Genomic DNA, 26,590 nt, shown 5'->3' with positions numbered 1-26,590 from the left:
ACATGATGAGGTTGCTTCCTTTTTATTTTTTACGGTTTGGGGACTACACGACATATGACGTGTCAGAAAAGGAAATGTTTCGGTCATGATGAAACTTTTCCGATAAAAAACCCCTTCTCGTCAGAAAAGGGGTTTCAGCTTATGTTTAACGTCATAAACAAGCTGTTCGGGTTCTCTTTATAATGTGCAAACGGATCACAATATTGAAACCCGGCTTTTTCATACAGGCGTCTGGCGGGGAGAAAAGCCTCCATAGAACCGGTTTCCAAGCTGATCCGCTGATAGCCCCGCCGCATTGCTTCTTCAAGCATATGGCGGAGGATCCGGTTGGCTGCGCCTTTTCTGACATGATGCGGAGAGGTTTTCATTGATTTGATCTCACCGTGCCGGCTGTTTAGCTCCTTTAAGGCGCCGCAGCCGAGCAGGATGCCGTTTTCCCTCGCACTCCAAAACGTAACGTCAGGCTGACGCAGCCAGTCCGCATTGAGCGCATGTATACTTTCCGGAGGAGAATGCATGGTCATGCTCTTCAGATGATCCTGCAAAAGCGCAATGACATCCGGCGCTGTGACATCTTCTTTCCTTACGTCCACTTCAAACCACCCTTGCTGTGCATGTTTCTTTGACCATAGCAAAGGTTCACAGCCTGCGCCATTCCATTGTCCGGAAATGTGACAGGGTATTTGGCCTTTCCGGTTTCTTGTACCTATCCAAAAATGAGGCAATAGTTGTAATACATTTCTCGAAAAAGCGGTATCAAAAATTGGAAAACATGGTATAATAATTGTAACAAAATGTTCAAAAAACGACCACAAAACAGACACATTTTATTCTCTGTATTTCATTTTGGAAACGCTCCCATAAAATGAAAGGAGACATGTAAGATGGACATGTTTTTTGCTTATTTACTGGTCGCAAGCGCAACACCCCTCTTTATCTGGCTGGATAACAAAAAAGTCGCTCTTTCGGCCATACCGCCAATTATTCTCATGTGGGTTTTCTTCTACTTTTACGCAACCAGCAGCCTATCCCCTCTCGGCCACACACTCATGATCATCCTGTTTGCCGCCAACGTCATCGTTGCCCATATCGCCGCCTTTATCATTTACGGCCTTCCGCGCCTGCGCCGGAGAAGAAGCCAATAAAGGCACAAAAAAACCCTCTTCGCATAAACGAAGAGGGTTTCTTTTTATTCCTGATGTTCGGAATGTTGCTTCGCACCGCCAGGAGGGTTTCCATCCATATGGTCACCGTGATGGTAGTGCGCCGCAAAGATCCAGATGGAACCAAGGATGATAACAATCGCTCCGAAAAATCCGAAGAGCGTGTTTCCGACTTGAATTCCGCCGTTTTCGCTTTCTGTCATGTGCATGAACATGAGAAGCTGAAGACCGGCTTGGATAAATGCGAATCCGAAAATGATCCAGAGTTTTGCTGATGGGCTTAATTCCGTATATACCGCAACCCAAAGGGCCAGCAGGGTCAGAATAATAGACAACGCAAAACCTACGATATGCTTCCACGGAAAGTGGCTGTGTTCAGCAGATTTGTTTGCCATATTATAGTCCCCCCAATCCGATGAGATAGACGCCTGTAAAGATGAAGATCCAAACAACGTCTAAGAAGTGCCAGTATAAACTTGAGATAAAGATTTTTGAAGACGTCTGCGGCGTTAATCCGCGTTTCTTCAATTGCAGTAAGATGCCGGCAATCCAGAAGATACCGATCGTTACGTGCGTTCCGTGCGTTCCCAGAAGGACGAAGAATCCAGACCAGAAAGCACTTGTACCGAGAGATGCTCCTTCATGTACATAGTGGATGAACTCGTTAAGCTCACATCCGACGAAGCCCGCGCCGAGAAGAAGCGTAATGATCGTCCAAATGACGACGCCTTTTAAACTTCCGCGACGCATTTCATGAACAGCGATCCCGCAGGTGAAACTGCTGATCAGAAGCAGGAATGTCATGATCATGACAAGCTTCACTTCAAATAATTCAGCCGGTAAGACTCCTCCTGCTGTTCTTCTTTGAAGAACGAAGAAGGTTGCAAATAGTGTTGAGAACAACACAATCTCTGCCCCTAAAAAGATCCAAAACCCGAGAATATTGAGTCTGCCGGTTTCAGATTGATATTCCATAGGCGCGTTAGAATTGCCGTGTTCTGCATGTTCCATAAATCACGCCTCCTTTATTCGGAAATCTTTCTTTCCGTCTCTTTTATTTCTTCAACAGGTATATAGTAGCCATTGTCATATTCAAATGAACGAAGCACCATGCAAAGCAGAATGCCGATCAAGCCGACAATGCCCATCCAGAACCATTCAAATACAAGTCCGAAGCCTGCAATACCGAACGCCACTGACATAATAAGCGGTCTTCCGGAGTTGTGCGGCATATGGATTTTCTTGAACTTGCTTTCCGGATGAATATCCGTTTTGTCTTCTTTCAATTGCAGGTACGCATCTTGAGATTTCACTTCAGGAAGCACCGCAAAGTTGTAATGCGGCGGAATCGCAGATGAAGTCGCCCACTCAAGCGTACGTCCCACGCCCCATGAATCTCCGCTGATCTCGCGAGTAGAGTAGCGGAAGCTGTAGTAGATGTTGTAGCAAAGGATTAAGAATCCGACACCCATCATGAAGGCTCCGACAGTTGAAATAAAGTTCAATGCAGTCCATCCGTCATTCGGTCCGTAAGTGTAAATACGGCGAGGCATACCTTGCAGCCCCAAGAAGTATTGAGGGAAGAAACATACATTAAATCCGATCATAAAGATCCAGAAGAACCATTTTCCGATTCTTTCGTTCAGCTTGTGGCCGAACATTTTCGGATACCAGAAAATAAATCCTGCGAAACATGCAAATACCGTACCCGCGATCAGCACATAGTGGAAGTGAGATACGAGGAAGTACGTATTATGGTATTGATAATCCGCTGCAGCCATCGCAAGCATAACCCCTGTTACCCCGCCGATAACGAAGTTCGGGATGAACGCAAGCGCCCACAGCATCGGTGTTGTAAAACTGATTCGGCCTTTATACATCGTAAAGAGCCAGTTAAAGATTTTAACCCCGGTCGGAACCGAAATCGCCATCGTTGTAATCGAGAAGAAAGAGTTAACAGACGCACTGTTCCCCATTGTGAAGAAGTGGTGAGTCCATACAAGGAAACTCAGGACGGAAATGGCGATAATTGAGCCGACCATCGCTTTGTAACCGAATAACTGCTTTCTTGCAAACGCTGAAATAATTTCAGAGAAAATACCGAATGCCGGTAAGATAACGATATATACTTCAGGGTGTCCCCAAATCCAGAACAAGTTAGCCCAAAGCATCGGCATACCGCCGGCTTCCAGCGTGAAAAAGTGAGCGCCGAACAAACGGTCAAATGATAACAGCGCCAATGCCACTGTCAAAACAGGGAAGGCGAATACGATAATAACCATTGTAATCAGCGTCGTCCATGTGAACATCGGCATACGCATCAGCGTCATGCCTTTCGTACGCATTTTCAGGATCGTCACCATAAAGTTGATACCCGTCATCAGCGTACCGATACCGGCAATCTGAAGACCGAGCAGGTAGAAGTTCTCACCAGGCCCGGGACTCATGTCGTTGCTTGCCAGCGGCATGTAACTCGTCCAGCCTGCGTTCGGAGAACCTCCGATAACGAAAGAAATATTGAAAAGCATCGCACCTACGAAGAACGTCCAGAAACTCAGGTTGTTCAAGTAAGGGAATGCTACGTCGCGCGCACCGATCTGCAAAGGTACGACAACGTTGATCAGACCGATTAAAAACGGCATCGCCATGAAGATAATCATGATCGTACCGTGAGTCGTAAAGATCTCATTATAGTGGTTTGAGTCTAAAAAACTGTTATTAGGAAGCGCTAACTGGGCGCGCATCATCAAGCCGTCGACCCCGCCGCGGAACAGCATGATAACAGCAGAGATAATGTACATGATTCCAAGTTTCTTATGGTCTACAGACGTAAGCCATTCAGACCAGAGCCATTTCCACTTTTTGAAGTATGTGAGTACAACGATGATAGCAATAGTGGAAAGCGCAATGGAAACTTGTGCGCCCAGAATTAATGGGTCACCTGTTACAAAAAATTCATCCCATCTCAATTTCATTCGGGCTTCCTCCTTTCTTGTTCAATTTCAATCTTGTTTATCGTCGGATACTTTAAATTCGTTTTTCTTTACATTTTCCCACGGATCTGTTTTAGAGTGCGGTGATACGGCTTTGTAGCCAAGGCGTTTGCGCGCCTCCATCGCATATTCGGCATCTTGGCCGTGGTCAACGTATTTTAAGTGTGTAGAAGAGAACGTTAATTTTCCGACATTCTCCGGAAGCATCAGTTCGTCATACTTCTCTTTCGTTAGCTTTGGAGAATCGCTTTGGGCTTTTTTCACCCAGCTGTTAAAGTCTTTTTGCGTAACAGCTTTTACGTTGAATTTCTGGTCGGCAAAGTGTTCGCCGGTGAAGTTCGCGTTGCGGCCTTCATATGTTCCCACTTTGTCAGCCTGTAAGTATTGATCCATCAGCATTCCCGCCATCGCGTATTTTTGTCCCCCAAGCTGAGGAATCCATAGCGATGCCATTGAATCGGCTGAAGAAATTTTAAATAAAACCGGACGGTCTACAGGAATGTTCAGGTAGTTAACCGTCTCAATATCCTGCTCTGGGTAGCTGAATACCCATTTCCAGTCTACCGAAGTAGCATAAACAACAAGAGGCTCTTTATCCTTTGTCGCTTCAGGCGCTTTTTCTAACGAATATATCGTCTGTACGGTAGGCACAGAAAGTGCAATAACAATTAAAATTGGGATCACTGTCCAGACTACTTCTAAGAACGTGTTGCCGTGCATCTCGGGCTTGTAATTTCCGCTGTCTTTGCCTTTGCGGTCGCGGTATTTCACTAAAATGATTGTAAATAGTACGAATACGACGCCGACAATGAACAGCATAAATCCGATTGACAAGAGAATCAGATCTTTCTGCTGGTCTGCTACAGGTCCTTTCGGATCTAAAACGGAAATGTCGCTGCATCCGCCCAGTACGAAAACAACAGCCAACATCGCTAATAAAAGTAACGGTTTAAATGCTCTGAACAAGAAGATCACCATCCTTCCTATTGATGTAGTGAATCTGAAATGTACTTTCTCAAAATCTTTTCTCTATCTACCTTGTTATGCTATCAAAATCTGCCCTTATTAGCTTTATTTTTTTCTAAAGTTCATCTTTTTTTCGACCTAATGTCACAAAATCGTCAAAAAATGCATGAACTTTTTCCACTTGCGCAAATCAAACATAAAAAGTTTTAGATCATTTAGCATATATAGAGAAAAAAGATAGTGAGAACGAATAATACCAAATAAAGGTTTACCATAATAAAAATCGCTGGTCAACAAAAAGTTTCATTTTGTTAAACATTCTACAAAAGAAATATTTTTTCCTTTGCTCACACCTTTTCACACGGTTTCCATTTTAACGCAACGCATTGTGAAAAAAAAGACCGGAACGCGCCTTGAGTATGTTCATTATAAAAAACGCATTCATATGTTTAATATGGACAAAACGAAGGAAACATATAGGCATAAATAATAAAAAATAGGAAGTGATATTTATGAGTTTTATCGTATCTCTGATTGTCGCTATTATTATCGGCTGGATCGGAAGTTTATTTGTAAAAGGCAGTATGCCCGGAGGAATCATCGGGTCAATGATCGCCGGTCTGATCGGCGCATGGATCGGGCACGGACTGCTCGGCACATGGGGTCCTCACCTTGCCGGCTTTGCCATCATTCCGGCAATCATCGGAGCTGCGATCGTGGTATTCTTATTCAGCCTGATCGCCAGAAGCAGAGGATAAAAAAAAGCCTCGTCCCTTATGGGATGAGGCTTTTTTCCGGTAGAGCGCCCAAATGGCGGATAAACCGCCGGAAAGCCGCTCTGCCTTCTTCTGTCTGTTTAAAGACACCGGCATGCTCCAGTATCCGCGCAAAGGCATGGCCGATTTCCTCTTTCAGAATCTGTTCCGCGTTTTCTTTCGTTACCTTCCGCTTATGCAGCACACTGAGCGCCCAATCTTTATGCTTTGCTGCAGAAGGGTCTGCCGTTAAGACCGCTTCCGGGTCCGGTGAGCACAGCGCTTCAGCCGTGTATTTCATTTCTTGTTCAAGGCGGCCCGGCAGAATCGCAAGCCCCATTACCTCAATCAGTCCGATATTTTCTTTTTTCAGGTGATGAACTTCCTGATGGGGATGAAAAATTCCCAGGGGATGCTCATCAGAGGTGCGGTTATTTCTGAGGACGAGATCTAATTCGAATAAACCGTTTCTCCGCCGGGCAATCGGCGTAATTGTATTGTGCGGTGTTTCTCCTGAAAAGGCGAGGAGATCAGCCGCCTCATCGGAATAACCGCGCCACGCCCGCAGGATGGCATCCGCCGCGCCGGAAAGCTCAGACGCGCTCCCGCTTTGCAGGCGGATGACCGACATCGGCCACTTCACAATTCCCAACACCGTTTTCGGATAGTCAGGCAGCCTGTACCGGCTTTCTGTCTCCGCCCGCGCCATCGGGAATTCATAATTGCCCCCCTGAAAATGGTCGTGGCTTAAAATACTGCCGCCGACAATCGGCAAGTCAGCATTGGAACCGAGAAAATAATGAGGATACTGGCTGACGAACGACAGCAGCCGGTCAAACGTTTTTTTGCTGATCTTCATCGGTTCGTGCCGGTCTTTCAAAACGATGCAATGCTCCCGGTAATACACATACGGAGAAAATTGCAGAAACCACTGCTCATCGCCAAGAATTACCGGAATGACACGAAGGTTTTGACGCGCCGGGTGATCCGGTCTCCCCTCGTACCCGACATTTTCTTTACAAAGAACACATCTCGGATAATCGGATTGAGGCTGCTCTTTGGCAGCGGCAATTGCTTTCGGATCTTTTTCCGGTTTTGAAAGGTTGATCGTGATGTCCAGCTTTCCGTAAGCCGTCTCAGCCGTCCACCCGACATTCCGCTGTATTCTGTCCGAACGGATATAATACATATCCTCTGAAAATCGGTAAAACGCCTTTGTCGCCTGCTCCGGCCCGTGCACCGCCTTTGTTTCTTCAAAACGACGGACAATCTCGGACGGCTGCGGGGCAAAGCAGCCCATGATCTTCGCGCTCAGCAGGTCGCGATAGGTGTCTGTATCGGCTGCAATCCGGCCCGTTTCTGCCGCCCATTCATAAATCGGGGACAATATGTCCGGCAATGATGCCGCCGATTCATTTTCTTTCTGTTCTGAAACCTCCGGATGGGTGATATGCAAAGCTTCATATAAACGGTTTCTTGTATATTCGATATCAAGATAGGAAATCAGCTCTTTTTGCAATCCGTACCGGATTAAACGTTCCACGTGCCGCTCAATTGCCATCGTCATCCCCCTTTAGTTCTCTCGCTCCGGCTCCGACATCCGCCGTGTAAAAGTCAGCTTTTCTCCCTGTCTTCTCCTCATAGCGGGCCCCTGCCGTTTCAATAAAATCCGAAACCGCATCGTCCTTGACGATACTGACTGTACAGCCGCCGAAACCGGCTCCCGTCATCCTTGATCCGATCACCCCGCCGTGGCGCCAGGCCGCTTCAGCCAGTGTATCCAGCTCATGACTCGTCACCTCGTAGTCATCGCGTAAAGAGAGATGCGAATCCCTCATTAATTCACCGATATGATGAAGCTGATTGTTACTGAACATGTCGGCGGCCTCTATTGTGCGGTAATTTTCATAGACGGCGTGTTTCGCCCGGCGTCTGTTCACTTCATTCTGAATCAGCTCCGCATGGGCGTCAAAAACGGAAGGGGTCAGCTCTCCCAGTGATTGAACGGAAATATGCTTCTGAAGATCACAAAGCGCCTCCCCGCACTCCTTGAGCCTCGTATTATAGCCTGAGTCTGCAAGCGTTCGTTTTTTATTGGTATTTGCAATAACGATCGACAGCCCCGACAGCCCGAGTTTTGTATATTCAAAGCTGAGCGTCCCGCAATTCAGCAGAATCGCATGATGTTTCTTTCCCATTCCGATGGCGAATTGATCCATCATTCCGCAGCTGACGCCGATAAAGGAATTTTCCGCCGTCTGAGCGAGCTTCACCAAGTCGGGCATATCCGCCTCAAGCTCATGGCATTCCTTGAGAATGACCGCCGTGACAAGTTCAATCGAAGCCGAAGATGACAGCCCCGCGCCGTTCGGGATGTTTCCCCAGAACACAATATCGAAGCCGTGCGGAAGGGAAAAACCGCTGCCGAGACATTCCGCCATGACCCCTTTCGGATAATTGGCCCACCCGTCCTCTTTTTGATAGCGGATATCATCGAGACTGCATTCCTTTATGCCCGCTTCTTTAAAATTATGAGAGTACATTCTGACGAGCCTGTCCCCTCTCTCCCGGACAGCTGCATATGTACCGATTGTCAGCGCGCACGGAAAGACGTGGCCCCCGTTATAATCCGTATGCTCTCCGATGAGATTCACTCTGCCGGGCGCAAAGAAAATGCGCAGGTCCTCCGATTCCCCGAATACATCAGCAAACGCTTTCTTTATTTTGTGCTTCATACGCATCCCCTTTCACCATTACACTTTCCCCCGGGGCGCGGAAAGAAACCGTTATGACACGCCCTCTTCTTTCGCTTTTCTGAAGACAATCCACTTGCTGGCCGCATAGTTGACGACTACGATAATGACGTTATCGGCGATTTTCGCCAGCGTTTCGTTCATATGAAATTGACTGACCAGAAGAATCATCATGGCGAGATCGATGGCGAGAGACAATACCCGCACGCTGAAAAAGGCCGTCAATTCTTTCATCAGACTCCGCATCCCCGCGGTCTTTTGCTGAAATACATACAGTTTATTCGTGACATATGCAAATAGAACGGACAGAACCCAAGCAGCGACAGTCGCCGCCTTGTAATCCATCTCAAATGCCGACGTCAGAAAGTAAAAACTGACGATATTCACGATGGTCGTGAATATCCCCATAATGATATACATCATAATTTCTCTGTAACGCATGGCAGTTCCTCGCTTTCTGAAAGACTTTTCTAAACCTTTTGTCAAATCAAGAAGAACGTTACCCTGATTTTCTGCCGCTGACAAAAACATAAAGCGCGTCAAACATGCTGCGGAAAGTAACCGGCCTTCCCAGCACATTGGATTGCTTAATCATCCCGTCGATGAGCGCGCACATCATTTTAGCGGTATGCTCGGTATCTATATGGTCTTCTATTAAATTTCTCGATTTGAGCCAATTTATGTACATGGTGCTTTCTTCTATCCATAACTTATAAAGACGGATATAAGCTTCATATTCACTGACGACTTTGTAAGTAGGCATATGAACGGCAAAAGACACAACATTCCAGGCAGGCTTGCTGTTTACAAACCGCATCAACAGGCTGGCCGCGCTTGCCGCAGCTTCACAAAGCGTCAACGGCCGCGCGGTTTGCTTTTCTAATTCGTCGAGATAGCCGGTGATGATCCTTTTTTTAATCTGACGCCTGTCTAATAAATGCTTCAGAAAATCTTCCTTGCTTTCAAAATGAACGTAAAACGCGCCTTTGCTGAAACCCGCCGCTTTACTGATGTCATCGATTGAGACTGAATCGTAAGCTCTTTCAATCAGGAGATGAAGGCCTGCGTCAATAAAACTTTCAAATGTTTCTTCTCTCTTAATTTGAAATTTGTTTTTTTTCATTTTTTACCCCAGCTGTTTGATCATTCACTTTATCTTACACCGAATCATTCTTTTGCGGTATTTTTTATGCAAAAAGAATATGCTAGTCGACGCTTTGAGGGTATATGTTAATAGGTCATATGATTTATTTTTATTTGCATACTATCCAGTCAGTATTTATTTGTTTATTATTATATGTAAGAATTCTTGAAGGATTTTGGTTATTTCAGTCATTTTCTTAGGGAATAGGTAGGTGAATTCATCTTCAATTTGGGATTACCGGCCAACTATGTGTGATATTTGTTATACATTGGCTGCTGTAGCTGGGCAAATCAATTTTTCAATTGGAGGTTCTTATGAAAACTCATGTAATGAAAGATATAGATCAAGATTGGCAATTGTTAATTCAAGAGGCTAGAATCATGGGTTTGCACATTGACGATGTGAGGCGCTTCTTAAATACTGAAAAAGCGGTGAAGAAAAAAACACCAATGAAAAACACCATCCGCCAGCGGTAAGATTTACAGGCGGATCCTTTTACTATATGACCTGCCACAGTCCGCCCGCACCCGAGTTTTCAAAGGAACATCCGCAATAAGAGGGGAATCAGAGAACAAACCGTATACCGGACAACCATTCCCGTCCGCATTCCGCAATTGAACAGCCAAACATGGTGATATGAGATCCCCCCGCTGCATATCTTGTGTATATGCCCATTTATGAGGTGATACACAGATGGATACGAATCCCTATTATGATGAAAAACAACAGAACTACTACGAAGGCCTGAATCCTTATTTATTGAACAAAATAGACGAAAACTGGCGGACAGTGCTTGATGTCGGCTGCGGCACAGGCAATTTAGGAGCGGCGATCGAAGACCGCGGAATAACGGTTTACGGCATTGAAGCGTATCCCGAAGCCGCAAAAAAGGCGGAAAGCAAATTGAGCCACGTGCTTTGCGGCGACATTGAATCCGCCATTCTTCCGTACGAATCAGAGCAATTCGACTGCATGCTGTTCGGGGACGTTCTTGAGCATCTTGTCGACCCCTGGTCAGTGCTGAAAAAGCTTCGTCCTTATGTAAAAAAAGACGGCACGGTGCTTGCATGCATACCGAATGTCGGCCACATCTCAGTGGTGCTGGAGCTTTTAGCCGGCAAATGGACTTACAGTGACGCCGGATTAATGGATCAGACCCACCTGCGTTTTTTTACCCGGGAAGAGATGCTTTCATTATTTAAAGCCGCCGGTTATGAGGTGAAACGCATTGAGGCGATCCGCGTTGATCACCCCACTTATCACAAAGCCATCGCATCATTGCACGAAGTATGCGTACAGCTTGGCATAAGGCATGACTTTATGACAGAAGCATCGGCCTATCAATATGTGATTGAGGCCGAGAGGAGCATGTAATGGATTCACATTCATTTCTGTTTGTCGTCTGTGTGAATGACGAGTCGCTGTACTCCCGGTGCAAAAGCCATATCATGCAGCTTACCGTCCCCCCTTCATACTCCGTTGATATCATGCCGATATACGATTCAGCAAGCATGGCCTCGTCCTACAACAAAGCGCTGAAACACCCCTCCAAATATAAAATTTATCTGCATCAGGATACCTTTATCATTCATCAGCATTTCCTTCATGACATGCTTCATATCTTTCAATCTCATCAGGAGCTCGGCCTTCTCGGTGTCGCCGGCTGCAAAACCCTGCCGCCGAACGGCATTTGGTGGGAAAGCGGAGAGCGGATGGGAAAAGTGATTGAATACCGGGGGAATGCTTATCATCCGCTGGACTTTGAGCACGGTGATGAAGACGGCCTGTTTACGCCCGCTGACGCCATTGACGGCTTGTTAATGGCGGCTCAATATGACGTGGAGTGGCGGGAGGATTTGTTTCGCGGCTTTCATTTTTATGACACATCACAGTCGCTTGAATTTCAAAAACACGGCTATCAAGTCGGCGTCGCCTGCCAAAAAGACCCTTGGTGCCTTCATTTTTGCGGCGACTCATTTGACGTCGCGGCATATGAAGCGGACAGACAAACATTTGTCAAACACTATATGGCAAAGCCCTCTCGCTGATCGAGAGGGCTTTTTACGGGTTAACGTTTATTCAGTTCCCGCTCAATGATTTGTTCAAAGGTTTCCTTTCCCGCCGCGCCAGGGATTCTCTCATCGCCGATGATAAACGTCGGCACTGCCGTAATGCCGGCTTCCTCATAAGCATGGCGGAGCGCTTCCTGCTGTACGTGTCTGTACGCTCTTGTCTCAAGCGCCTCTTTGAAGGCAGCACCGTCAAGTCCCGCTTCTTCCGCAAGCTTTGTCAGCACGCCAACGTCACCGATATTTTGTTCTTCCTGAAAGAACGCCTGAAAAACGCGTGTATGGTATTCGCTTCCTTTCCCATGTTCCTTTGCGAAATGAAAGCCTTCAAATGCCAAATCCGTGTAAGGATGCGGTGACACGCGGGGGAACGTGATGTCAACGCCTAACGACTGCGCCATCGGCTCAATGGAGTTTTTCCACATCTGCCGCTTGGCGGGATCATTCACCGGATCAAGTTTCGGCGAGGGGCTCGGACGCAATTCAAACGGCATCCATTCCACCTGTACGTCCTTGTCCTTGATTGCTTCTTCAAACGCCGCTTTGCCGACAAAGCAAAACGGACATACATAATCAGAATATACTTTAATCTGCAGTGTCATTGTAAGTCTCCTTTCCTATTCATTTTAAGCTGTAACACATATAGTTACAAGTGTTTTTTTAAAAACACCCTCCATATGGAAGGTGTCACGATTCCAGCAGCCTTTGGGCGATATATTCTCCTTTTTTACAGCCGCCGGGACAGGCGAATAAGGAAGAGCCGATCGTTTGTGTGTATTCATTCAGCGCATCCTTTGCCGCCAAAGCCTTCAGCATCGGGACAAATTGGCGGTCCGGGTCTTTTTGAAAGCAGATAAACAGCAGGCCTGCGTCAACATAGCCCGTCTTCGGATCAATTCCGTCCGTATAGGAAAATGCCCGGCGCAGAATCTGTCTGCCGGTTGATTTTGCCACGCTGACATGCGAGTCGGCGGGAATTTGATTCAGCTTCACGGGATCGGTTTCCTTTTTTTGTCCGAAAGGCGCGCCCGAGCTTTTCACCCGCCCGAACGTGTCCTCTTGTTCCTTCAAGGATGAACGGTCCCATATATCTAAAAACATCTTAATTTTCCTAAACGCCATGTACGTGCCGCCCGTCATCCAGTCCGGCTCCCCTGATTGAACCCAAACGATCGAATTCATCAGGTTTTCATCCTTCGTGCTTTGGTTGCCGGTGCCGTCTTTGAATCCGAAGAGGTTGCGCGGTGTTTCTCCGTTTTTCCCGCCGCTTAAGAAACCTTTATTGAGAAAGCGGACTTCGCACACCCCCGATGCCTGTTTCATCAGGTTGCGCACCGCGTGAAACGCCGTTTGTTCATTATCCGCGCAGACCTGTATGACGATATCACCGCCGCCTTGTTTCTTATCGAGCTTGTCGTTAGGCATCGGCGGAATATCGGCGAGGTGCTTCGGTTTTTTATCCTTCAGTCCGAAGCGGTCTTTCCCGTCTTTCTCGAAAAACCCGGGGCCGAAGCCGAAGGTAACGGTCAAATTCGCCGGTGCCAGATCCTGCGACTCCCCGGTATCCTGCGGAGGCATATCTTTATTTTTCTGTTCGCCTGACGGGACGGCGCCTGAAGTCAGCAGCTGCGTCAGGCTTGTCCAATGTTTGAAAAGGGAGATGACATCGGCTTTGTCGCTTGACATGACATCAAGCGCCGCAAAATACACATACGTCTGATGCGCCGTTGTGATTCCTGCTTGGTGCTTTCCGTAAAAAGGAACGATTTGATCACGATCCCTTTTTTCCTCATTCTTCTTTGAAGTGGTGGCCGCCGGTTTGAAGAGCGGCGCGAGTCCTCCGAGGCCGCTCGCTCCGACAGCAACGGCGGCGCCCGCGACGGCGCCCCACTTCAGGACATCCCGTCTGTGGATCTGTTTTTCCTTGTTATGTTCATCGCTCATGCTGTGTCTTAACTCCTTTTAAAGCACATCGGCAATCTTCGACATGGTTTCAGAAAGGGCCGTCAGCTTTGTGCTTATCTCTCTGATTTGATCTGTACTTAATGTATCACAGGACGTATACGATTGATCGCACGTTTTGTATTTCGACATCAAAACTTCAAATTCGCTGAATTCCGCATTAAGTTTTTCCGTGACCTCGAAACGATCTCTCACTGCGCGCTTTTCACTGTTTTATAGAGGGCTTTCGAGCCTTCGGCGCCGGTGGTGATTGGTTCAGGCGTCACTTTAAGAGAAGCGATAGAGCCGTCAAACGCTTCGGTCGATATTGCAAGCTGATTGCCCTGTTCTTGACATACGGCTTATATTCTCCAAGTCCGTCACTGCCTTTTTGCGCACACAGAAAAAGGGCCGCCCTATCGGGACAGCCCTGCTTTGGAGTGCTGAATTTCCTCTGAAAACTTGCGCGCCGCCGCTTTTGGATCTTCGGCTTGGCTGATGGCGCTGATCATGCTGACGCCGTCTGCACCCGCTTCAATGACGGGCGCCGCGTTGTCAGCCGTAATGCCGCCGATTCCTACAATCGGAATGGTGATGCCCTGACGCCGCACCTCTTCAATCAATGTAACGCCCTGCACAGCTTCAGCATCTTTTTTTGTTTCGGTCGGATAGACCGGGCCCATTCCGACGTAATCGGCTCCGGCTTCTTCCGCCCGCTTCACCTCGGAGACGTTATGTGCTGACACACCGAGAATCATATCGCCGATTGCCGCTCTCGTTTCTTCGGCGTCTGCGTCATCCTGTCCGATATGCACTCCGTCCGCCTCAAGGCGCAAGGCCAATTCGACATCATCATTAATGATGAAAGGAATCCCGGCCTGCCTGCAGACATCCTGCACCTGCTTCGCGAACAGGACACGTTCATCCCCTGTTAAAGAACAGCTCCCCTTTTCCCGAAATTGAAAAAGCGTAGCGCCGCCCTCAATGGCTTTTTTCACCACGGAAACGGGGTCTGCGCTTGTATTGTTTGATCCCATAATAAAATAAACCGATAACATATCCTTCATCATTTCCCGAGAAATACGCGTCATTTTTCTGTCACCCTTTCAATTGCAGCAAGCTCGGCCGCTTCTTGTTCTGAGATGCTTGCCAGCTTGTTTAAAAGCTCAATCTGGAAGCTGCCCGGCCCCTTATGGGAGGTGTCCAGAGCGGCAAGCTGAGCGGCGCTTCCGTATACAGAAACGGCTGAAACGGCCGCTTGCAGAACGTCCTTCTCCGCTGCGCAGAAGGCTCCGATTACAGACGTCAGCAGGCATCCCGCCCCCGTCACCTTCGTCAGCAGTTTATCACCGTTATGTACGGCGTATGTGTCGGTGCCGTCCGAGATGACGTCGGTTTTTCCGGTAATCGCAATGACCGTCTTCATCCTGCTTGCAGCCGTCTTAGCGAGCTGAACCACATCTCCTCCGGCTTCCCCCGCATCCACGCCTTTTATCTTCCAATCAGGGGCGCCGGCAATATTGGCGATTTCCGCGGCATTTCCGCGAATGACGGACAAGCGGACCTCCTGTATGATCTTGCTGGCTGATGCCGTCCGAAACGGCGTGGCGCCGGCGCCTACCGGATCAAAAATGACCGGAACACCGTTTTCATTGGCCGATTTTCCGGCTGCGATCATAGCTTCAACCGACGCCGAACTGAGGGTGCCTATATTCAGGACGAGCGCTCCTGCGATTTTCGCCATGTCGGCGGCCTCCTCAATTGCATAAGCCATAACGGGCGATGCGCCGAGCGCGAGCAGTCCGTTAGCGGTGAAGTTCGTGACGACATTATTGGTGATACTGTGAACGAGCGGGTTTTGATCCCGCACTTTACTCAAGTGTTGAGCTGCGGTTTGTGCATCCATGCTTAATCATCCTTTTTTCTCTTTTTCGGATTCCATAAATACGATTTCGTATGCTCCAGCCAGGCTCTGGCGGCAAAGGACATATAGCGGTCTTTCCGCCAAATGATGGCTAAATGCCACGGAATGACCGGATGAACGAGCGGAATGGTTCTGACTTTGTCAGGATCAAGACCGCGGCAGATTCTTTCCGGCAAGAGGCCGATGCCGAGATTGGCCGATACCATTTCGCTGATAAAGTCCCACTGTGACGTTTCATAAATGACGTGCGGCCTGAATCCGGCTTTCACGCATTCCGTCATAATTCGATTATGAAGGACAAAATCCTCCCTGAAAAATATGAACGGCTCTTCTTTCAATTCGTGAAGACTGCATTCTTTCTCGTCAGCGAGCCGATGTGACGGATGGACGACGAGCATAAGGGTTTCCTTGACGATTGTGAACGTATGAAAAATTTCTTCATTCGCGGGAAGCACGACGACCCCGATATCAAGCGAGCCGTCCTCCACCCCTTGCTGCACTTTAATAGAGCCGTCCTCAACAAGCTGAAACGTCACATCGGGATATGTGACGCGGAAGTCACCGAGCACTCTCGGGAAAAAGCCGGACCCGATCATCGGCGGAAGACCGATGCGGACGTGCCCTTTCTTCACTTCCATAATATCATTCAGCTCTGAAGTCAGGTTTTGGAATGACTTTGTGATTTCCTGCGCCTGCACATACATGCTCTGCCCGGCGTCAGTCAGTTCAACTTGCCGGCCATTGCGGTAAAACAGCTTAATGCCGAGCTCCGTCTCCAGGTTTTTAATCATTTTTGAGATTGTCGGCTGTGAAACATACAGCGACTGTGAAGCCTTCGTAAAGCTTTTCAAACGGGCCACTTCCAAGAAATACGTTAAGTGCCGGATATCCATTACATTTCATCCTTTCTATAGACAAAAGGAATACACATTATTCTTTATATGTATTTTACCTATAGGAAAACCTTCTGTACAATATAAATATAAGGGAGGCATCATTATGAAAAAATTGCTGCTTACCGTTATTCAAATCGCTCTGCTGTTTATATTTGCGCGTCTGATCAATTGGGTCACGGCGGCTCTTCATATAAATATTCCCGGCAGTATAATCGGGATTGTGATTCTTTTCACATTATTGCATTTCAAGATTATCAAACTTGAATGGATTGAGCTTGGCGCAGCATGGCTCCTCGGTGAGCTGCTGCTGTTTTTCATCCCGTCTGCCGTCGGAGTGATTGAATACGGAGATATTATGTCTAAATTCGGCGTAAGCATTTTACTTGTCGTCGTCATCAGCACATTTGTCGTGATGGTTTCAACAGGTACGCTTACACAGCTGATAGCAAAAAGAAAGGAGAAAAAACAAACGTGTTCATCGGAATCATAAGTTTATTCTTAACTGTCTTAGTATATTTGGGCGCGAAAAAACTCTACACTCGTTTTCCGCGGGTGTATACGTCGCCGCTTCTGATTACGCCCGCTGTTTTGGTCGTACTGCTGCTTCTTGTCAATGTCCCGTATCAGACATACAATCTCGGCGGCGGACTGCTGACCGATATGCTTCAGCCGGCAACAGTGGCGTTCGCCATCCCGCTTTATAAATATTTCCCGATTTTAAAGAAATACGCCGTGGAAATTATTTTGAACGTAGCGGTCGGTTCATGTATCGCCATTCTGTCAACGGCCTTTATCGCCAAATGGTTCCATCTCGGCAGCAGCTTAGTCGACAGTCTCGTGCCGCGATCCGTGACGACGCCGATTGCCATGAATGTTTCAGAAATGATCGGCGGGATGCCGGCCGTTACAGCGGTTTTCGTCATTTTAACGGCTTTATTGGGAACGATCATCGGGCCGATGGTCATCCGCTATTTCCGCATTGATAACGAAATTGCCCGGGGCGTGCTGCTCGGAACCAGCGCGCACGGAGCGGGAACATCTAAAGCATTTGAGCTCAGCTCCGTATCAGGAACGATCTCAAGCGTGTCCATGATTCTCGCCGCGATTATGACACTGTGCGCGGCCCCGATTTTGCTTTCGTTTATGTCATAAAAGACTGCTCCTTACAGAGCGGTCTTTTTTTATTTGCTATGAAGGATTGATTTGTCTGTCCTTCATAAAAAGACGAAAACACGATATGATAAGATATGAAGTGAAAAGACTGAAGAACGGATGTGTCATATGAACGGCCAGCAGCGAAGCAGCATCAGAAAAGGACTTGAAGTCGATATCGTCCTGAAAGCCGATCAGCGTTCAGGAAAGCTGACAAGAGGAATCGTGAAGGATATTTTGACGAACTCAAGCTTCCACCCGCGCGGCATTAAGGTCCGCCTTGAAGACGGGCGAATCGGCCGGGTCCAGCACATTATTGAATAGAAAAAAGCCGGAGCTTCACGCCCGGCTTTTTTTCTTTAATTTCAGCAATGAAATTCTCATATGTTCTCCCTTTATATACAAAAAATCTTTATCCAACTATTGACTCTTACGCTGCGTAATACTTTAGAGTAGCCATTAAGGAGGCGGCAAACGTGATGGGTATGAAAGTAAAAGAAGTAGCTGAACTGATTGGAGTAAGCATACGGACTCTCCATCATTACGATCAAATTGGATTATTGACTCCTCAGGAAACGACCGATTCCGGTTATCGGCTTTATTCTGAAGAGAATCTTGAACAGCTGCAGCAGATACTATTTTTCAAGGAGCTCGATTTCTCCTTAAAAGAGATTAAAGAAATCATTAATAGTCCTTCATTTAACCGGAGGGAGGCATTACTTTTACAAAAGAAAATGTTGATTGAGAAACGGAATAGAGTCGATAAAATGATTGAAACCATCGATAAATCAATCAAACATATGATGGGAGAGATTTGCATGACGAACAAAGAGCGGTTTGAGGGAATGAACTTCAATCATAATCTTTATGAACAAGAAGCTCGCAAACGGTGGGGTGATCAACCTGTCGATAAGGTAAATATTAGATTGAAAAACATGACTGATGGTGAGCAAAAAGATTTATCTGATAAGTGGACTGCAATGTTCAATAAATTTGCACTCCTTATTAACCAATCTCCCAAGTCCCCAGACGTACAAACAGCTATCAAAGAGTGGTTTGATTTTCTCAATGAAAATTTTGGTGAATATTCTTTTGATGCCTTTTACGGATTAGGTCAACTCTATATTGAAGATAAACGCTTCACTAAGAACATCGACCGGTATGGTGAAGGGTTGGCGAAGCTCATGAGTGATGCCATTACAATTTATATAGATAACCAAAAAAAGGGTGGTACCCATTAAAATCATTATCGAGGATACAATTGGGCAATACGAAACGTTATTTTCAATGATTGAAAATAGAGAAGATTATTATCGGTATTCAATGATGAAACCTTTTGAAGATATGTGGAAAAAGATGAATGTTCCCTTAAAGGCAAAGCAGCCTAACGGATATGATGTAATCATGGCTGCAAATATGCTGGGCTATCTGAGCATATTTGATACGGAAACCGGAAGAAAAGCACTAGAGAATCTAAAAGAAATTCAAGCTCTTCAAATTGCATATGGCACTTTAACTCATTGTGTAGAATTTATCAAACAAAACCGCTTAAAAATAAATGCTGATGAAATAAGGTTTGGGATGTATCTGGCTAATCAAAAAAAGCTTGAGTTACATAGAGGGTATTGTGGATTCGGAGGAATTCCGGGATTTATTCAAGTTTCAATATTCCCCAATTCATATAACATACCGAGACTGCCTGCTGTAATCGCACATGAATTTCATCATAATATTCGTTTTTCGTATTTCAATTGGGATTATGGGAACGTAACGGTTGGGGATTACTTAATTATAGAGGGGCTGGCAGAATCGTTTGCCAAAGAACTTTACGGAGAAGCTCTATTAGGTCCCTGGGTTACTTCTTTTGAAAAAGAGGAATTAGAATACTCAAAAGAAATCATCAAAGACTCATTAAATGTGAAAGGGTTTGCTGAGGTCAGCAGTTACATGTTTGGTGACACCTTTGCAGCCGAACAAGGTTATCAGCCTGTCGGCTTATCACCGTTTGCCGGTTATGCGGTTGGCTACCAAGCGGTGCAATCCTTCATGAAAGCCAACAATGTGGGCATTAGTGAGGCCACTTTACTTGGTACAGATGAGATACTAAGAAATAGCGGGTTGTTTCTTTAAGAATGAAGATTATTTTATCCCGTATTAAAGCGATGGAAGAGGGTTTTCTTTTCCCCTCTTTCCACGCTATAAATGATCATCCTATTTTTTCCGCAAGAAAACAACCTTCAAATAATTCCCTTCTTTAAACGCGGGAATCGTTTTGAAATCTTCCGGAAGCGTATATTCTTCCAAAATGTCGTAACGCTCATTTGTTTCTTTAAAGGCGGTCTCTATAAAGCCTTTAAATTTCTTCATATTGAAGGCGCTGCTGTTTGTCGAAGCGATGATGATGCCGTTTTTTGCAGTGATGGCGATCGTTTCCTTCAGCAGGTTTTTATAATCTTTCGCCGCGCTGAACGTCCGTTTTTTTGTGCGCGCAAAAGAAGGCGGATCAAGGATGATGAGGTCAAACTCCAGCCCTTTTTTCGCCGCATAGCCGAAGTATTTGAAAACATCCATGACCTTAATGTCATGCGCCTCATAATCAATTCCGTTGGCGCTGAACTGTTCAATCGTTTTTGCGAGACTGCGGTTGGCGACATCGACGCTGGTCGTTTTCTCAGCTCCGCCAAGCGCCGCCGCAACGGAAAATGCCCCCGTATAAGAGAACGTATTCAGCACCCGTCTGCCGTTTGCATACTTGTCCCGAATCGCTTTGCGCACATGACGCTGGTCTAAGAAAATGCCCGTCATCGCCCCATCGTTTAAATCCACCGCGTACCGTATGCCGTTTTCTTGAACAATGACCGGAAAATCTCCTCTTTCGCCTTTGACAAAATCGTCGTCTTCCACGTATTGCCCGGCCGTATCGAATCGTTTCTTTTCATAGATCGCTTTATAAGAAAGCTCCAGGCCGTCAATCGCCTCCATCATGCTGTCCTTATAAGCGTAAATGCCTTTACTGTACCATTGAATCAGCAGATAACCGTCATAAAAGTCAATCGTGACGCCGCCGATGCCGTCGCCCTCACCGTTGAAAAGCCGGAACGCCGTCGTATCGGGCGCCTTAAACAGATGGGCTCTTGCTTCAGCCGCTTTTTTCAGCTTGTCCAGAAAGAAACGTCCGTCGATCCGTTCATCTCTCGCGCGGGACAGCACCCAGCCGACTCCTTTATTCTGCAAACCGTAATAGCCTTTTCCGATAAACTCACCCTTCTCGGATGTCACATCAAAAAGATCGCCCTCTGTTAAATGAGCCGAGCTTCCGGACAGAGCGTCTTTTTCAATCAGGGGGAATCCTTTTTTCAGCTTTCCGGCAAATGTATCTTTCACTGTAAGTAGCTTCATTGTGCATTCCTCTTTCGTTTTGCTTTCTCTTATCGTACCATAAAACATGATCAACACCGCATTGTCCCGAAAAATTCAAAACAGGGGGAAAACCATGACAGCCAAAAGAATCGACCATACAGGCATTATGGTCAAAGATATTGAAACATCCATCGCCTTTTATCAAGACGTTCTCGGTATGCAGTTAAAGGATCGTATCACTCATACGAACGGCATTATTGAACTTGCCTTTCTCGGCTTTCAAGAAGGGCCGGAGACAGAAATTGAGCTGATCCAGGGCTACAGCAGCGAGCTTCCCGCAGAAGGAAAAGTTCACCATGTCGCTTTATTAACTGAAGATATCGCGGCGGAGTTCACACATGCAAAGCGTCAGGGCGCCGTATTCATTGATGAAGAAATCACGACGCTTCCGAACGGATACCGCTACTTTTACATTGAAGGACCTGACGGCGAATGGATCGAATTTTTCCAGCGTTAAAAAAAACGGGCGAAAGCGCCCGTTTTTTTTATGTTTCTTCTGTGACGTTTTGTTCCGCCGCCCGTTCCTCTCTCCATTTTTGAAGATCCCAAATTCGGAAAAACGGATAATAGATGATAAATGTAATCAGGAGATTGATCAGCTGCATGACCGAACCGGAGATTTTCCCGCCCGTCGCCAAATAACCGGAAATCAGCGGCGGCATCGTCCACGGCACGGCGATTCCCGCCGGTTTTGCCACCATCCCCGTGCTCATCCCGATGTACGTCGCCGTAATGGTCAAGAGCGGCGCAATGATAAAGGGCACGATTAACAGCGGATTCATGACGAGCGGCATCCCGAAAATAATCGGTTCGTTAATGTTAAAAATCGCGGGCCCGATGCCGAGACGGCCGAGCTGTTTCATCTGTTTGCTTCTGGAGCGCACAAGCATGGTCAGCACAAGGGCAAGCGTCGCTCCGCTTCCGCCGACATTAATCCATATTTGAAAGAACTGTGTCGTAAAAATGCTCGGCAGCGCTTCTCCCGCCTGAAAAGCCAAACGGTTGGCGTCCATCGCCCCGTACCAGATCGGCGACATGACGCCGCCGATAATGGACGCGCCGTGTATGCCGCACGACCAAAGCAGCATTTGCACGAATTCGGCGATAAGACTTCCGCCGAGACTCCCGCCCAGAATAGACAGCGGGGTGCCCAGCAGATCGCCTACGACATTGTGGAGGCTTTTAAAAGGAGTTATTTCAATAAACAGACGGGCCAGCCATACAAGCGTAATAATAATGAAACCGGGGATGAGCGCAACGAACGATTTGCTGACCGCAGGCGGCACTCCGTCAGGCATCTTAATAACGATATTTCTTTGTATGATAAACCGGTACACTTCCGTTGACAGCATTGCAATGATCATCGCGACAAACAGACCTTTGCTTCCGAGCAGCGAAATCGGAATGCCGCCTCCCACCATAATCTCTGTTGCCGAGCCGTCAGGAATAAACGGAATCTGATACGGCGTCGCCAATAAAAAGGCGGCAAGGGCAATGGCTCCCGACGACAGGGCATCCACCTCATAGCTTTCCGCAAGCCGGTAGGCAATCCCAAAGGCGGCGACAAGCGCCATAATGTCAAAGGACGCATTCACGGGATACCCGAGCTTTTCAACCCAATTTTCACCGAAAAGACCAGCCATAAAATCGGCATAACCGGGAATCGGAAGACTCGTCAGAATCAGAAAAACCGATCCGATGATGATAAGCGGCATAGTCAGAATAATGCCGTCCCGCAAAGCTCTTAAGTGCCTTTGGCCGGCGACTTTTCCGGCGACAGGCATGATTTTTTCTTCCATGACCCGATTGAACGTACTCATTTATCAAAAACCCCCTTTTTGAGTTCATTGCGCAGATGTCTTAAAGCATTTTCTCCATCATATTTTGGAAACGCTTACATTTGCATACAGAAATTTTCCTTATCCCTCAGGAAAAAAAGAATTCCGCACTGCCGATATATAAAGAAAAAGGGGGAATTGCAATGTATCACATCCTGAAACCGATAATGGCCGCGGCCTTGTGCGTCAGCCTGTTCTCCGCCGCGGCGCCCGCGCACGCCGAGACGCACGACCGGGACGTTATCGTGGTGTACAAAAATCAAAACGGCAAGGAATCCGCCATAGACAGCGGAGCGGATGTGGAACAGACCTATCAGCATCTCCCGGCAGTCGCCGTGTCAGCCGATTCACAAACGGTGAAAGACCTGAAACAGGACCCTGACATCTTATATGTAGAAGACAATGTATCCTTTCAGGCAGCAGGCGGTTTTGATATCCGCCCGTTAACAGCGGCCCAAAGCAGCAGTTACACGCTGCCGCAATGGGATATAGAACCGACTCAGGTCAAGCAGGCGTGGAAAGAAGGCTTGACGGGAAAAAAGGTGAAAGTGGCTGTCATTGACAGCGGCATTTACCCTCATGATGACCTTTCCATTGCCGGAGGCTATTCCGCAGTCAGCTATACTTCCTCATACAAAGATGACAACGGACACGGGACGCATGTCGCCGGAATCATTGCGGCCAAACATGACGGATACGGCATTGACGGCATCGCGCCGGATGTCCGGTTATATGCGGTTAAGGCATTAGACAGAAAGGGTGCAGGCGATCTTAAAAGCCTTCTTAAAGCGATCGACTGGTCGATCGCCAACAAAATGGACATCATCAATATGAGCCTCGGAACTAACGCAGACAGCAAAATTCTTCACGACGCCGTAGACAAAGCATACAAAAAAGGAATCGTGATCGTAGCCGCCGCAGGAAACGACGGCAACAAAAAACCCGTCAATTATCCGGGTGCCTACAGCAGCGTAACGGCAGTCTCAGCGTCAACTGAAAAAAACGGTCTCGCGGCTTTTTCCACGACCGGAAAACAAATTGAATTTGCCGCACCCGGCACCAATATTACGAGCACGTATCTGAATCAAATGTACGCCGCGGCTGACGGCACATCTCAAGCCGCGCCGCACGTCACCGGCATGTTCGCGCTGCTCAGGCAGAAATATCCCGAGGAAACAAATACACAGCTCCGGCAGCAGATGCAGCAAAACATCAAAGATCTGGGCGCTCCCGGACGTGACAGCCGATTCGGGTACGGCCTGGTGCAATATCACGTAAAGCAAAAGAGTTTCGCCGAACGGGCCGTAATAAAAGCGGAAAAGACGAAAAAACAGGCAGATATCAATCAAGCAAAAACGGCAGTCAGCAAGCTGTCCAAGTCAAAGGGAAAAACCGCTCTTGAGGCGCGGATCAATAAAGTCCAGACGGCAAGAAATGTGACGGACGCAAGAGACAAAGTCCGGACTGCCGAAAAACAAAAGAAAAAAACCGCCGTCAATGCCGCACAAAGCGCCATCCGCAAATTACCGGCCGGTTCAGAGAAAAAAGGGCTGCAAAAGCGGCTTAACGCTGTCAACTCAAGCCTTTTGAAAACAGCTGAGGCCAGCGTCAAGCAGGCGGAAAAAAAGACCTCTGAGGCCAGCACCGCAAAAGCCCAAAAAGCAGTCAGCGAAATCCAGCCGGGAAAAGAAAAAACCGCTCTGGAAAAACGGCTTGACCGGATAAAAGATAAACTCAACCGGCAGCAGGCTAGAGACAAAGTAAAAGCGGCTGAAAAAACCAAGACGAAAAAAGCAAAATCAGCGGCGCAAACGGCAGTCAGCCGGTTGAAGCCGTCTGCCGAAAAGACCAGTCTGCAAAAACGCGTGCGTGCGATTCGGGTGAAATAATAAAAAAAAACGCTTGAGAGCCGGATAGCGGCTTCACAAGCGTTTCATCACACCTGCCTATTGGTTCATGGCCGGGCGGTCAATCGTGTTCCATTTCGTAAAGGACATATATCGGAAATAATGATCACGATACGGGTGCGAGGTGCCTGTATTCCAAGGCTTGTCGCTGCCGCAGAAATGGACGATGGCCGGTTCGGCACGTGTTTCTCTGTAACGGATACGGTCGATCAGTTCAGGAGGCGTTTTCTCATTCATGATAATATGCGTCTGCGCGTTCCAGCGCGGATGCAGTTCATGCCATTGATCATATAAGATCGCGTTAAGCGCGTCCTGATCATGAAACACGAGAAAATCCTCCGAGCTGTTTTCGTTGATAAAATCAATCACCTTTTCGGAAATATTTTGTTTTCTCCAAGGTTCGAAATCTATAATCATAATGCCGGAATTAAAATACTTGGCAGTGTCGCTGATATTCATTTTTTTCAGTCTTTCATGCTGTCCGGCGTCTTCTACCGCCGCAACTATTGCCGGGGAAATATCCAAGTCCCATAAAACCGAAATATCTTCCATCACAATTGCATCGCAATCAATGTAAATCATCCGCTTTACGGACTCATCCTTAATTAAATCAGGGATGGAAATGCGGTAATAAGCCGCTTTTGTAATGTGGCTGCTTTCGACTGCATGCTTGTATTGATCAGCGTCTACTTCTAAAAATTCAAGCGGCGTCCCGAATGACATCGCGGTCTGTTCAAGCTTGTCCTTGTTTTCGGCAGTAATTCCGCCGTCGATCACATATAATTTCGCATCCCTTGTTTTATCCATATTCATCAATAAAGAAGCGAACATCCCACCCAAATGACGAGCATAATGATCATCGGCACATGATACGATATGCATTGTTTCATTCTTTCCCACTGATATTCATCTCCCTTTTTGTTGTACAAATGTCTTTCCCTTTTTTTAAAAAGTAAACCTCGATCTTACACATTTTTTCTGCGGGAATGTGCTGTTTGCGATTTGATATCTTTTGCATTCTCTGTTAAAATTCATTTCATAGCTAATGATTCTGACAATAATAAGGAGCATGACGCCATTGACGAATCGCAACGATGCCGGATCAGACAATAAGAAGCCGAACAGGCCTTTTTCCGATCTATCCGGCCGAAACAAAGAGGCGGCCTATATTGCCGCTGCACTCTATCGGTCCGCCCAGCAGCTCCGTGTAAAAATGGAGAAAGAGGTGCTGTCGGCACACAAATTATCATGGACGGCGTTTTCCATCCTGTATGACCTTTGTGAATGGGAAACGCTTGATACAAGAAGGATAGCCGCTCTATCCGGAATTACCGCGGCGACGGCGAGCAATGTCCTGAACACTTTGGAGAAGAAAGGCTTATGCAGCAGACAAACGAACAAAAGAGACCGCAGGCTTGTATTCGTCAGTATTACCGATGAGGGCAGAAAGGTTATTGAAGACCTTTACCCCGACTTTCATCAGGGGGAAATTGAACTGACGGCCTGTCTGGATAAACAGGAACAAAAAACGCTGTCCGCCCTGCTGCAAAAAATCGCTGACAATTTCATAACATAGCAGCTATGACGGGAATCAGTAACGGATTGTCTCCCTGTTTCAGAGAGCCGGCGGATGGTGCAAGCCGGCACAAAGACAAACGTGAATTACCTC

Annotated in this window: 30 protein-coding genes, 1 pseudogene and 1 other annotated feature (1 of these 32 cut by a window edge); of the genes and pseudogenes, 13 read left to right on the top strand and 18 right to left on the bottom strand. The window is 47.1% G+C overall.

Annotated features, from left to right (window positions below):
- Positions 1–134: 134 nt before the first annotated feature.
- On the bottom strand, positions 135–593 hold the full coding sequence (locus tag G9F75_RS01470) for a GNAT family N-acetyltransferase (protein ID WP_072176918.1): 459 nt from the start codon (positions 591–593) through the stop codon (positions 135–137).
- Between the two features lie 291 nt (positions 594–884).
- On the opposite strand from G9F75_RS01470, the gene ywcE reads away from it, so the two are divergent.
- Positions 885–1,145 (top strand): spore morphogenesis/germination protein YwcE, encoded by a 261-nt coding sequence (ywcE, locus tag G9F75_RS01465; RefSeq protein ID WP_007614574.1) that lies wholly within the window; start codon positions 885–887, stop codon positions 1,143–1,145.
- A 44-nt stretch (positions 1,146–1,189) separates the two neighbouring features.
- Here the strand turns inward: ywcE and qoxD are convergent, their stop codons facing one another.
- From qoxD to qoxA, 4 genes are read right to left on the bottom strand one after another with little or no spacing between them, the layout of a single operon-like run.
- A complete protein-coding gene (gene qoxD, locus G9F75_RS01460) occupies positions 1,190–1,558 on the bottom strand; it encodes a cytochrome aa3 quinol oxidase subunit IV (RefSeq protein ID WP_014419185.1) in 369 nt (122 codons plus the stop codon).
- A 1-nt stretch (position 1,559) separates the two neighbouring features.
- Positions 1,560–2,174, bottom strand: a complete 615-nt coding sequence (gene qoxC, locus G9F75_RS01455; protein WP_003150930.1) for a cytochrome aa3 quinol oxidase subunit III — start codon at positions 2,172–2,174, stop codon at positions 1,560–1,562.
- A gap of 14 nt (positions 2,175–2,188) precedes the next feature.
- Positions 2,189–4,138, bottom strand: a complete 1,950-nt coding sequence (gene qoxB / locus G9F75_RS01450) for a cytochrome aa3 quinol oxidase subunit I (RefSeq protein WP_014419186.1) — start codon at positions 4,136–4,138, stop codon at positions 2,189–2,191.
- A gap of 27 nt (positions 4,139–4,165) precedes the next feature.
- A complete protein-coding gene (gene qoxA / locus G9F75_RS01445; RefSeq protein ID WP_012118744.1) occupies positions 4,166–5,131 on the bottom strand; it encodes a cytochrome aa3 quinol oxidase subunit II in 966 nt (321 codons plus the stop codon).
- A gap of 503 nt (positions 5,132–5,634) precedes the next feature.
- Between qoxA and G9F75_RS01440 the strand changes: the two genes are divergently transcribed.
- Positions 5,635–5,880, top strand: coding sequence for a GlsB/YeaQ/YmgE family stress response membrane protein (locus G9F75_RS01440; RefSeq protein WP_014419187.1), 246 nt, complete (start codon positions 5,635–5,637; stop codon positions 5,878–5,880).
- Positions 5,881–5,896: 16 nt separating this feature from the next.
- Here the strand turns inward: G9F75_RS01440 and galT are convergent, their stop codons facing one another.
- The 4 genes from galT to G9F75_RS01420 form a co-directional block, all read right to left on the bottom strand.
- Positions 5,897–7,438 (bottom strand): UDP-glucose--hexose-1-phosphate uridylyltransferase, encoded by a 1,542-nt coding sequence (gene galT / locus G9F75_RS01435; protein WP_115941168.1) that lies wholly within the window; start codon positions 7,436–7,438, stop codon positions 5,897–5,899.
- Positions 7,428–8,612, bottom strand: coding sequence for a galactokinase (locus tag G9F75_RS01430; RefSeq protein WP_071182055.1), 1,185 nt, complete (start codon positions 8,610–8,612; stop codon positions 7,428–7,430). The genes galT and G9F75_RS01430 overlap by 11 nt, the downstream gene beginning before the upstream one ends.
- A gap of 51 nt (positions 8,613–8,663) precedes the next feature.
- A complete protein-coding gene (locus G9F75_RS01425) occupies positions 8,664–9,050 on the bottom strand; it encodes a GtrA family protein (RefSeq protein ID WP_042635745.1) in 387 nt (128 codons plus the stop codon).
- Positions 9,051–9,129: 79 nt separating this feature from the next.
- Positions 9,130–9,753: a TetR/AcrR family transcriptional regulator gene (locus G9F75_RS01420; protein ID WP_014419191.1), complete on the bottom strand. Its 624-nt coding sequence runs from the start codon at positions 9,751–9,753 to the stop codon at positions 9,130–9,132.
- Between the two features lie 335 nt (positions 9,754–10,088).
- Here G9F75_RS01420 and G9F75_RS01415 point away from each other — a divergent pair, with 335 nt between their 5' ends.
- The 3 genes from G9F75_RS01415 to G9F75_RS01405 all read left to right on the top strand — a co-directional run bounded on the left by G9F75_RS01415 (position 10,089) and on the right by G9F75_RS01405 (position 11,822).
- On the top strand, positions 10,089–10,250 hold the full coding sequence (locus tag G9F75_RS01415; protein WP_003150917.1) for an anti-repressor SinI family protein: 162 nt from the start codon (positions 10,089–10,091) through the stop codon (positions 10,248–10,250).
- A 217-nt stretch (positions 10,251–10,467) separates the two neighbouring features.
- Positions 10,468–11,148 carry a class I SAM-dependent methyltransferase gene (locus tag G9F75_RS01410; RefSeq protein ID WP_014419192.1) on the top strand — a complete coding sequence of 227 codons (681 nt, stop codon included), beginning with the start codon at positions 10,468–10,470 and terminating at the stop codon, positions 11,146–11,148.
- Positions 11,148–11,822 carry a glycosyltransferase family protein gene (locus tag G9F75_RS01405; RefSeq protein WP_014419193.1) on the top strand — a complete coding sequence of 225 codons (675 nt, stop codon included), beginning with the start codon at positions 11,148–11,150 and terminating at the stop codon, positions 11,820–11,822. The genes G9F75_RS01410 and G9F75_RS01405 overlap by 1 nt, the downstream gene beginning before the upstream one ends.
- A gap of 20 nt (positions 11,823–11,842) precedes the next feature.
- On the opposite strand, the gene G9F75_RS01400 is transcribed toward G9F75_RS01405, so the two are convergent.
- From G9F75_RS01400 to cidR, 6 genes and pseudogenes are all read right to left on the bottom strand, one after another.
- Positions 11,843–12,445 carry a DsbA family oxidoreductase gene (locus G9F75_RS01400; protein ID WP_014419194.1) on the bottom strand — a complete coding sequence of 201 codons (603 nt, stop codon included), beginning with the start codon at positions 12,443–12,445 and terminating at the stop codon, positions 11,843–11,845.
- Positions 12,446–12,530: 85 nt separating this feature from the next.
- Positions 12,531–13,787, bottom strand: coding sequence for an iron uptake transporter deferrochelatase/peroxidase subunit (efeB, locus tag G9F75_RS01395; RefSeq protein WP_167408890.1), 1,257 nt, complete (start codon positions 13,785–13,787; stop codon positions 12,531–12,533).
- 18 nt (positions 13,788–13,805) lie between these two features.
- Positions 13,806–14,125 (bottom strand): annotated as a pseudogene (locus tag G9F75_RS01390) (Efem/EfeO family lipoprotein); the annotation flags it as partial.
- 75 nt (positions 14,126–14,200) lie between these two features.
- The gene (gene thiE / locus G9F75_RS01385) at positions 14,201–14,875 is read right to left on the bottom strand and encodes a thiamine phosphate synthase (RefSeq protein WP_167408889.1); all 675 of its coding nucleotides are present in this window, start codon (positions 14,873–14,875) and stop codon (positions 14,201–14,203) included.
- Positions 14,872–15,690 carry a hydroxyethylthiazole kinase gene (gene thiM, locus G9F75_RS01380; RefSeq protein ID WP_014419198.1) on the bottom strand — a complete coding sequence of 273 codons (819 nt, stop codon included), beginning with the start codon at positions 15,688–15,690 and terminating at the stop codon, positions 14,872–14,874. Before thiM ends, thiE begins: the two co-directional genes overlap by 4 nt.
- Positions 15,691–15,692: 2 nt before the next feature.
- On the bottom strand, positions 15,693–16,601 hold the full coding sequence (cidR, locus tag G9F75_RS01375; RefSeq protein ID WP_003150908.1) for a cidABC operon transcriptional activator CidR: 909 nt from the start codon (positions 16,599–16,601) through the stop codon (positions 15,693–15,695).
- A gap of 106 nt (positions 16,602–16,707) precedes the next feature.
- Between cidR and G9F75_RS01370 the strand changes: the two genes are divergently transcribed.
- From G9F75_RS01370 to G9F75_RS01350, 5 genes are all read left to right on the top strand, one after another.
- The gene (locus tag G9F75_RS01370; protein WP_007407725.1) at positions 16,708–17,094 is read left to right on the top strand and encodes a CidA/LrgA family holin-like protein; all 387 of its coding nucleotides are present in this window, start codon (positions 16,708–16,710) and stop codon (positions 17,092–17,094) included.
- Complete coding sequence (locus G9F75_RS01365) at positions 17,076–17,756, top strand: CidB/LrgB family autolysis modulator (RefSeq protein WP_007407726.1); 681 nt, start codon at positions 17,076–17,078, stop codon at positions 17,754–17,756. The genes G9F75_RS01370 and G9F75_RS01365 overlap by 19 nt, the downstream gene beginning before the upstream one ends.
- 129 nt (positions 17,757–17,885) lie before the next feature.
- The gene (locus tag G9F75_RS01360; protein ID WP_003150901.1) at positions 17,886–18,080 is read left to right on the top strand and encodes a YwbE family protein; all 195 of its coding nucleotides are present in this window, start codon (positions 17,886–17,888) and stop codon (positions 18,078–18,080) included.
- Between the two features lie 155 nt (positions 18,081–18,235).
- The gene (locus G9F75_RS01355; protein WP_029972922.1) at positions 18,236–18,997 is read left to right on the top strand and encodes a MerR family transcriptional regulator; all 762 of its coding nucleotides are present in this window, start codon (positions 18,236–18,238) and stop codon (positions 18,995–18,997) included.
- On the top strand, positions 18,984–19,886 hold the full coding sequence (locus G9F75_RS01350; RefSeq protein ID WP_022553962.1) for a DUF2268 domain-containing putative Zn-dependent protease: 903 nt from the start codon (positions 18,984–18,986) through the stop codon (positions 19,884–19,886). The genes G9F75_RS01355 and G9F75_RS01350 overlap by 14 nt, the downstream gene beginning before the upstream one ends.
- 81 nt (positions 19,887–19,967) lie before the next feature.
- On the opposite strand, the gene G9F75_RS01345 is transcribed toward G9F75_RS01350, so the two are convergent.
- Positions 19,968–21,155 carry a class I SAM-dependent rRNA methyltransferase gene (locus G9F75_RS01345; RefSeq protein WP_094296200.1) on the bottom strand — a complete coding sequence of 396 codons (1,188 nt, stop codon included), beginning with the start codon at positions 21,153–21,155 and terminating at the stop codon, positions 19,968–19,970.
- A gap of 94 nt (positions 21,156–21,249) precedes the next feature.
- Between G9F75_RS01345 and G9F75_RS01340 the strand changes: the two genes are divergently transcribed.
- Entirely contained in the window at positions 21,250–21,633 is a 384-nt protein-coding gene (locus G9F75_RS01340) for a glyoxalase GlxA (RefSeq protein WP_003150894.1), read from the top strand.
- Between the two features lie 28 nt (positions 21,634–21,661).
- Here the strand turns inward: G9F75_RS01340 and celB are convergent, their stop codons facing one another.
- A complete protein-coding gene (gene celB / locus G9F75_RS01335; RefSeq protein ID WP_007407728.1) occupies positions 21,662–22,996 on the bottom strand; it encodes a PTS cellobiose transporter subunit IIC in 1,335 nt (444 codons plus the stop codon).
- A gap of 161 nt (positions 22,997–23,157) precedes the next feature.
- Here celB and G9F75_RS01330 point away from each other — a divergent pair, with 161 nt between their 5' ends.
- Positions 23,158–24,903 (top strand): S8 family peptidase, encoded by a 1,746-nt coding sequence (locus tag G9F75_RS01330; RefSeq protein WP_031304375.1) that lies wholly within the window; start codon positions 23,158–23,160, stop codon positions 24,901–24,903.
- Between the two features lie 57 nt (positions 24,904–24,960).
- On the opposite strand, the gene G9F75_RS01325 is transcribed toward G9F75_RS01330, so the two are convergent.
- The gene (locus G9F75_RS01325) at positions 24,961–25,821 is read right to left on the bottom strand and encodes a glycosyltransferase family 8 protein (protein WP_007407730.1); all 861 of its coding nucleotides are present in this window, start codon (positions 25,819–25,821) and stop codon (positions 24,961–24,963) included.
- A 178-nt stretch (positions 25,822–25,999) separates the two neighbouring features.
- Here G9F75_RS01325 and G9F75_RS01320 point away from each other — a divergent pair, with 178 nt between their 5' ends.
- Positions 26,000–26,497 (top strand): MarR family winged helix-turn-helix transcriptional regulator, encoded by a 498-nt coding sequence (locus G9F75_RS01320; protein WP_014419207.1) that lies wholly within the window; start codon positions 26,000–26,002, stop codon positions 26,495–26,497.
- Positions 26,494–26,590, top strand: a binding site (T-box leader) (it continues 115 nt past the right edge of the window). It overlaps the preceding gene by 4 nt.

The organism is Bacillus sp. EKM208B (genome assembly GCF_011800725.1).
Lineage (GTDB): Bacteria > Bacillota > Bacilli > Bacillales > Bacillaceae > Bacillus > Bacillus velezensis.
This window is presented reverse-complemented; position numbering and strand designations above follow the sequence as displayed.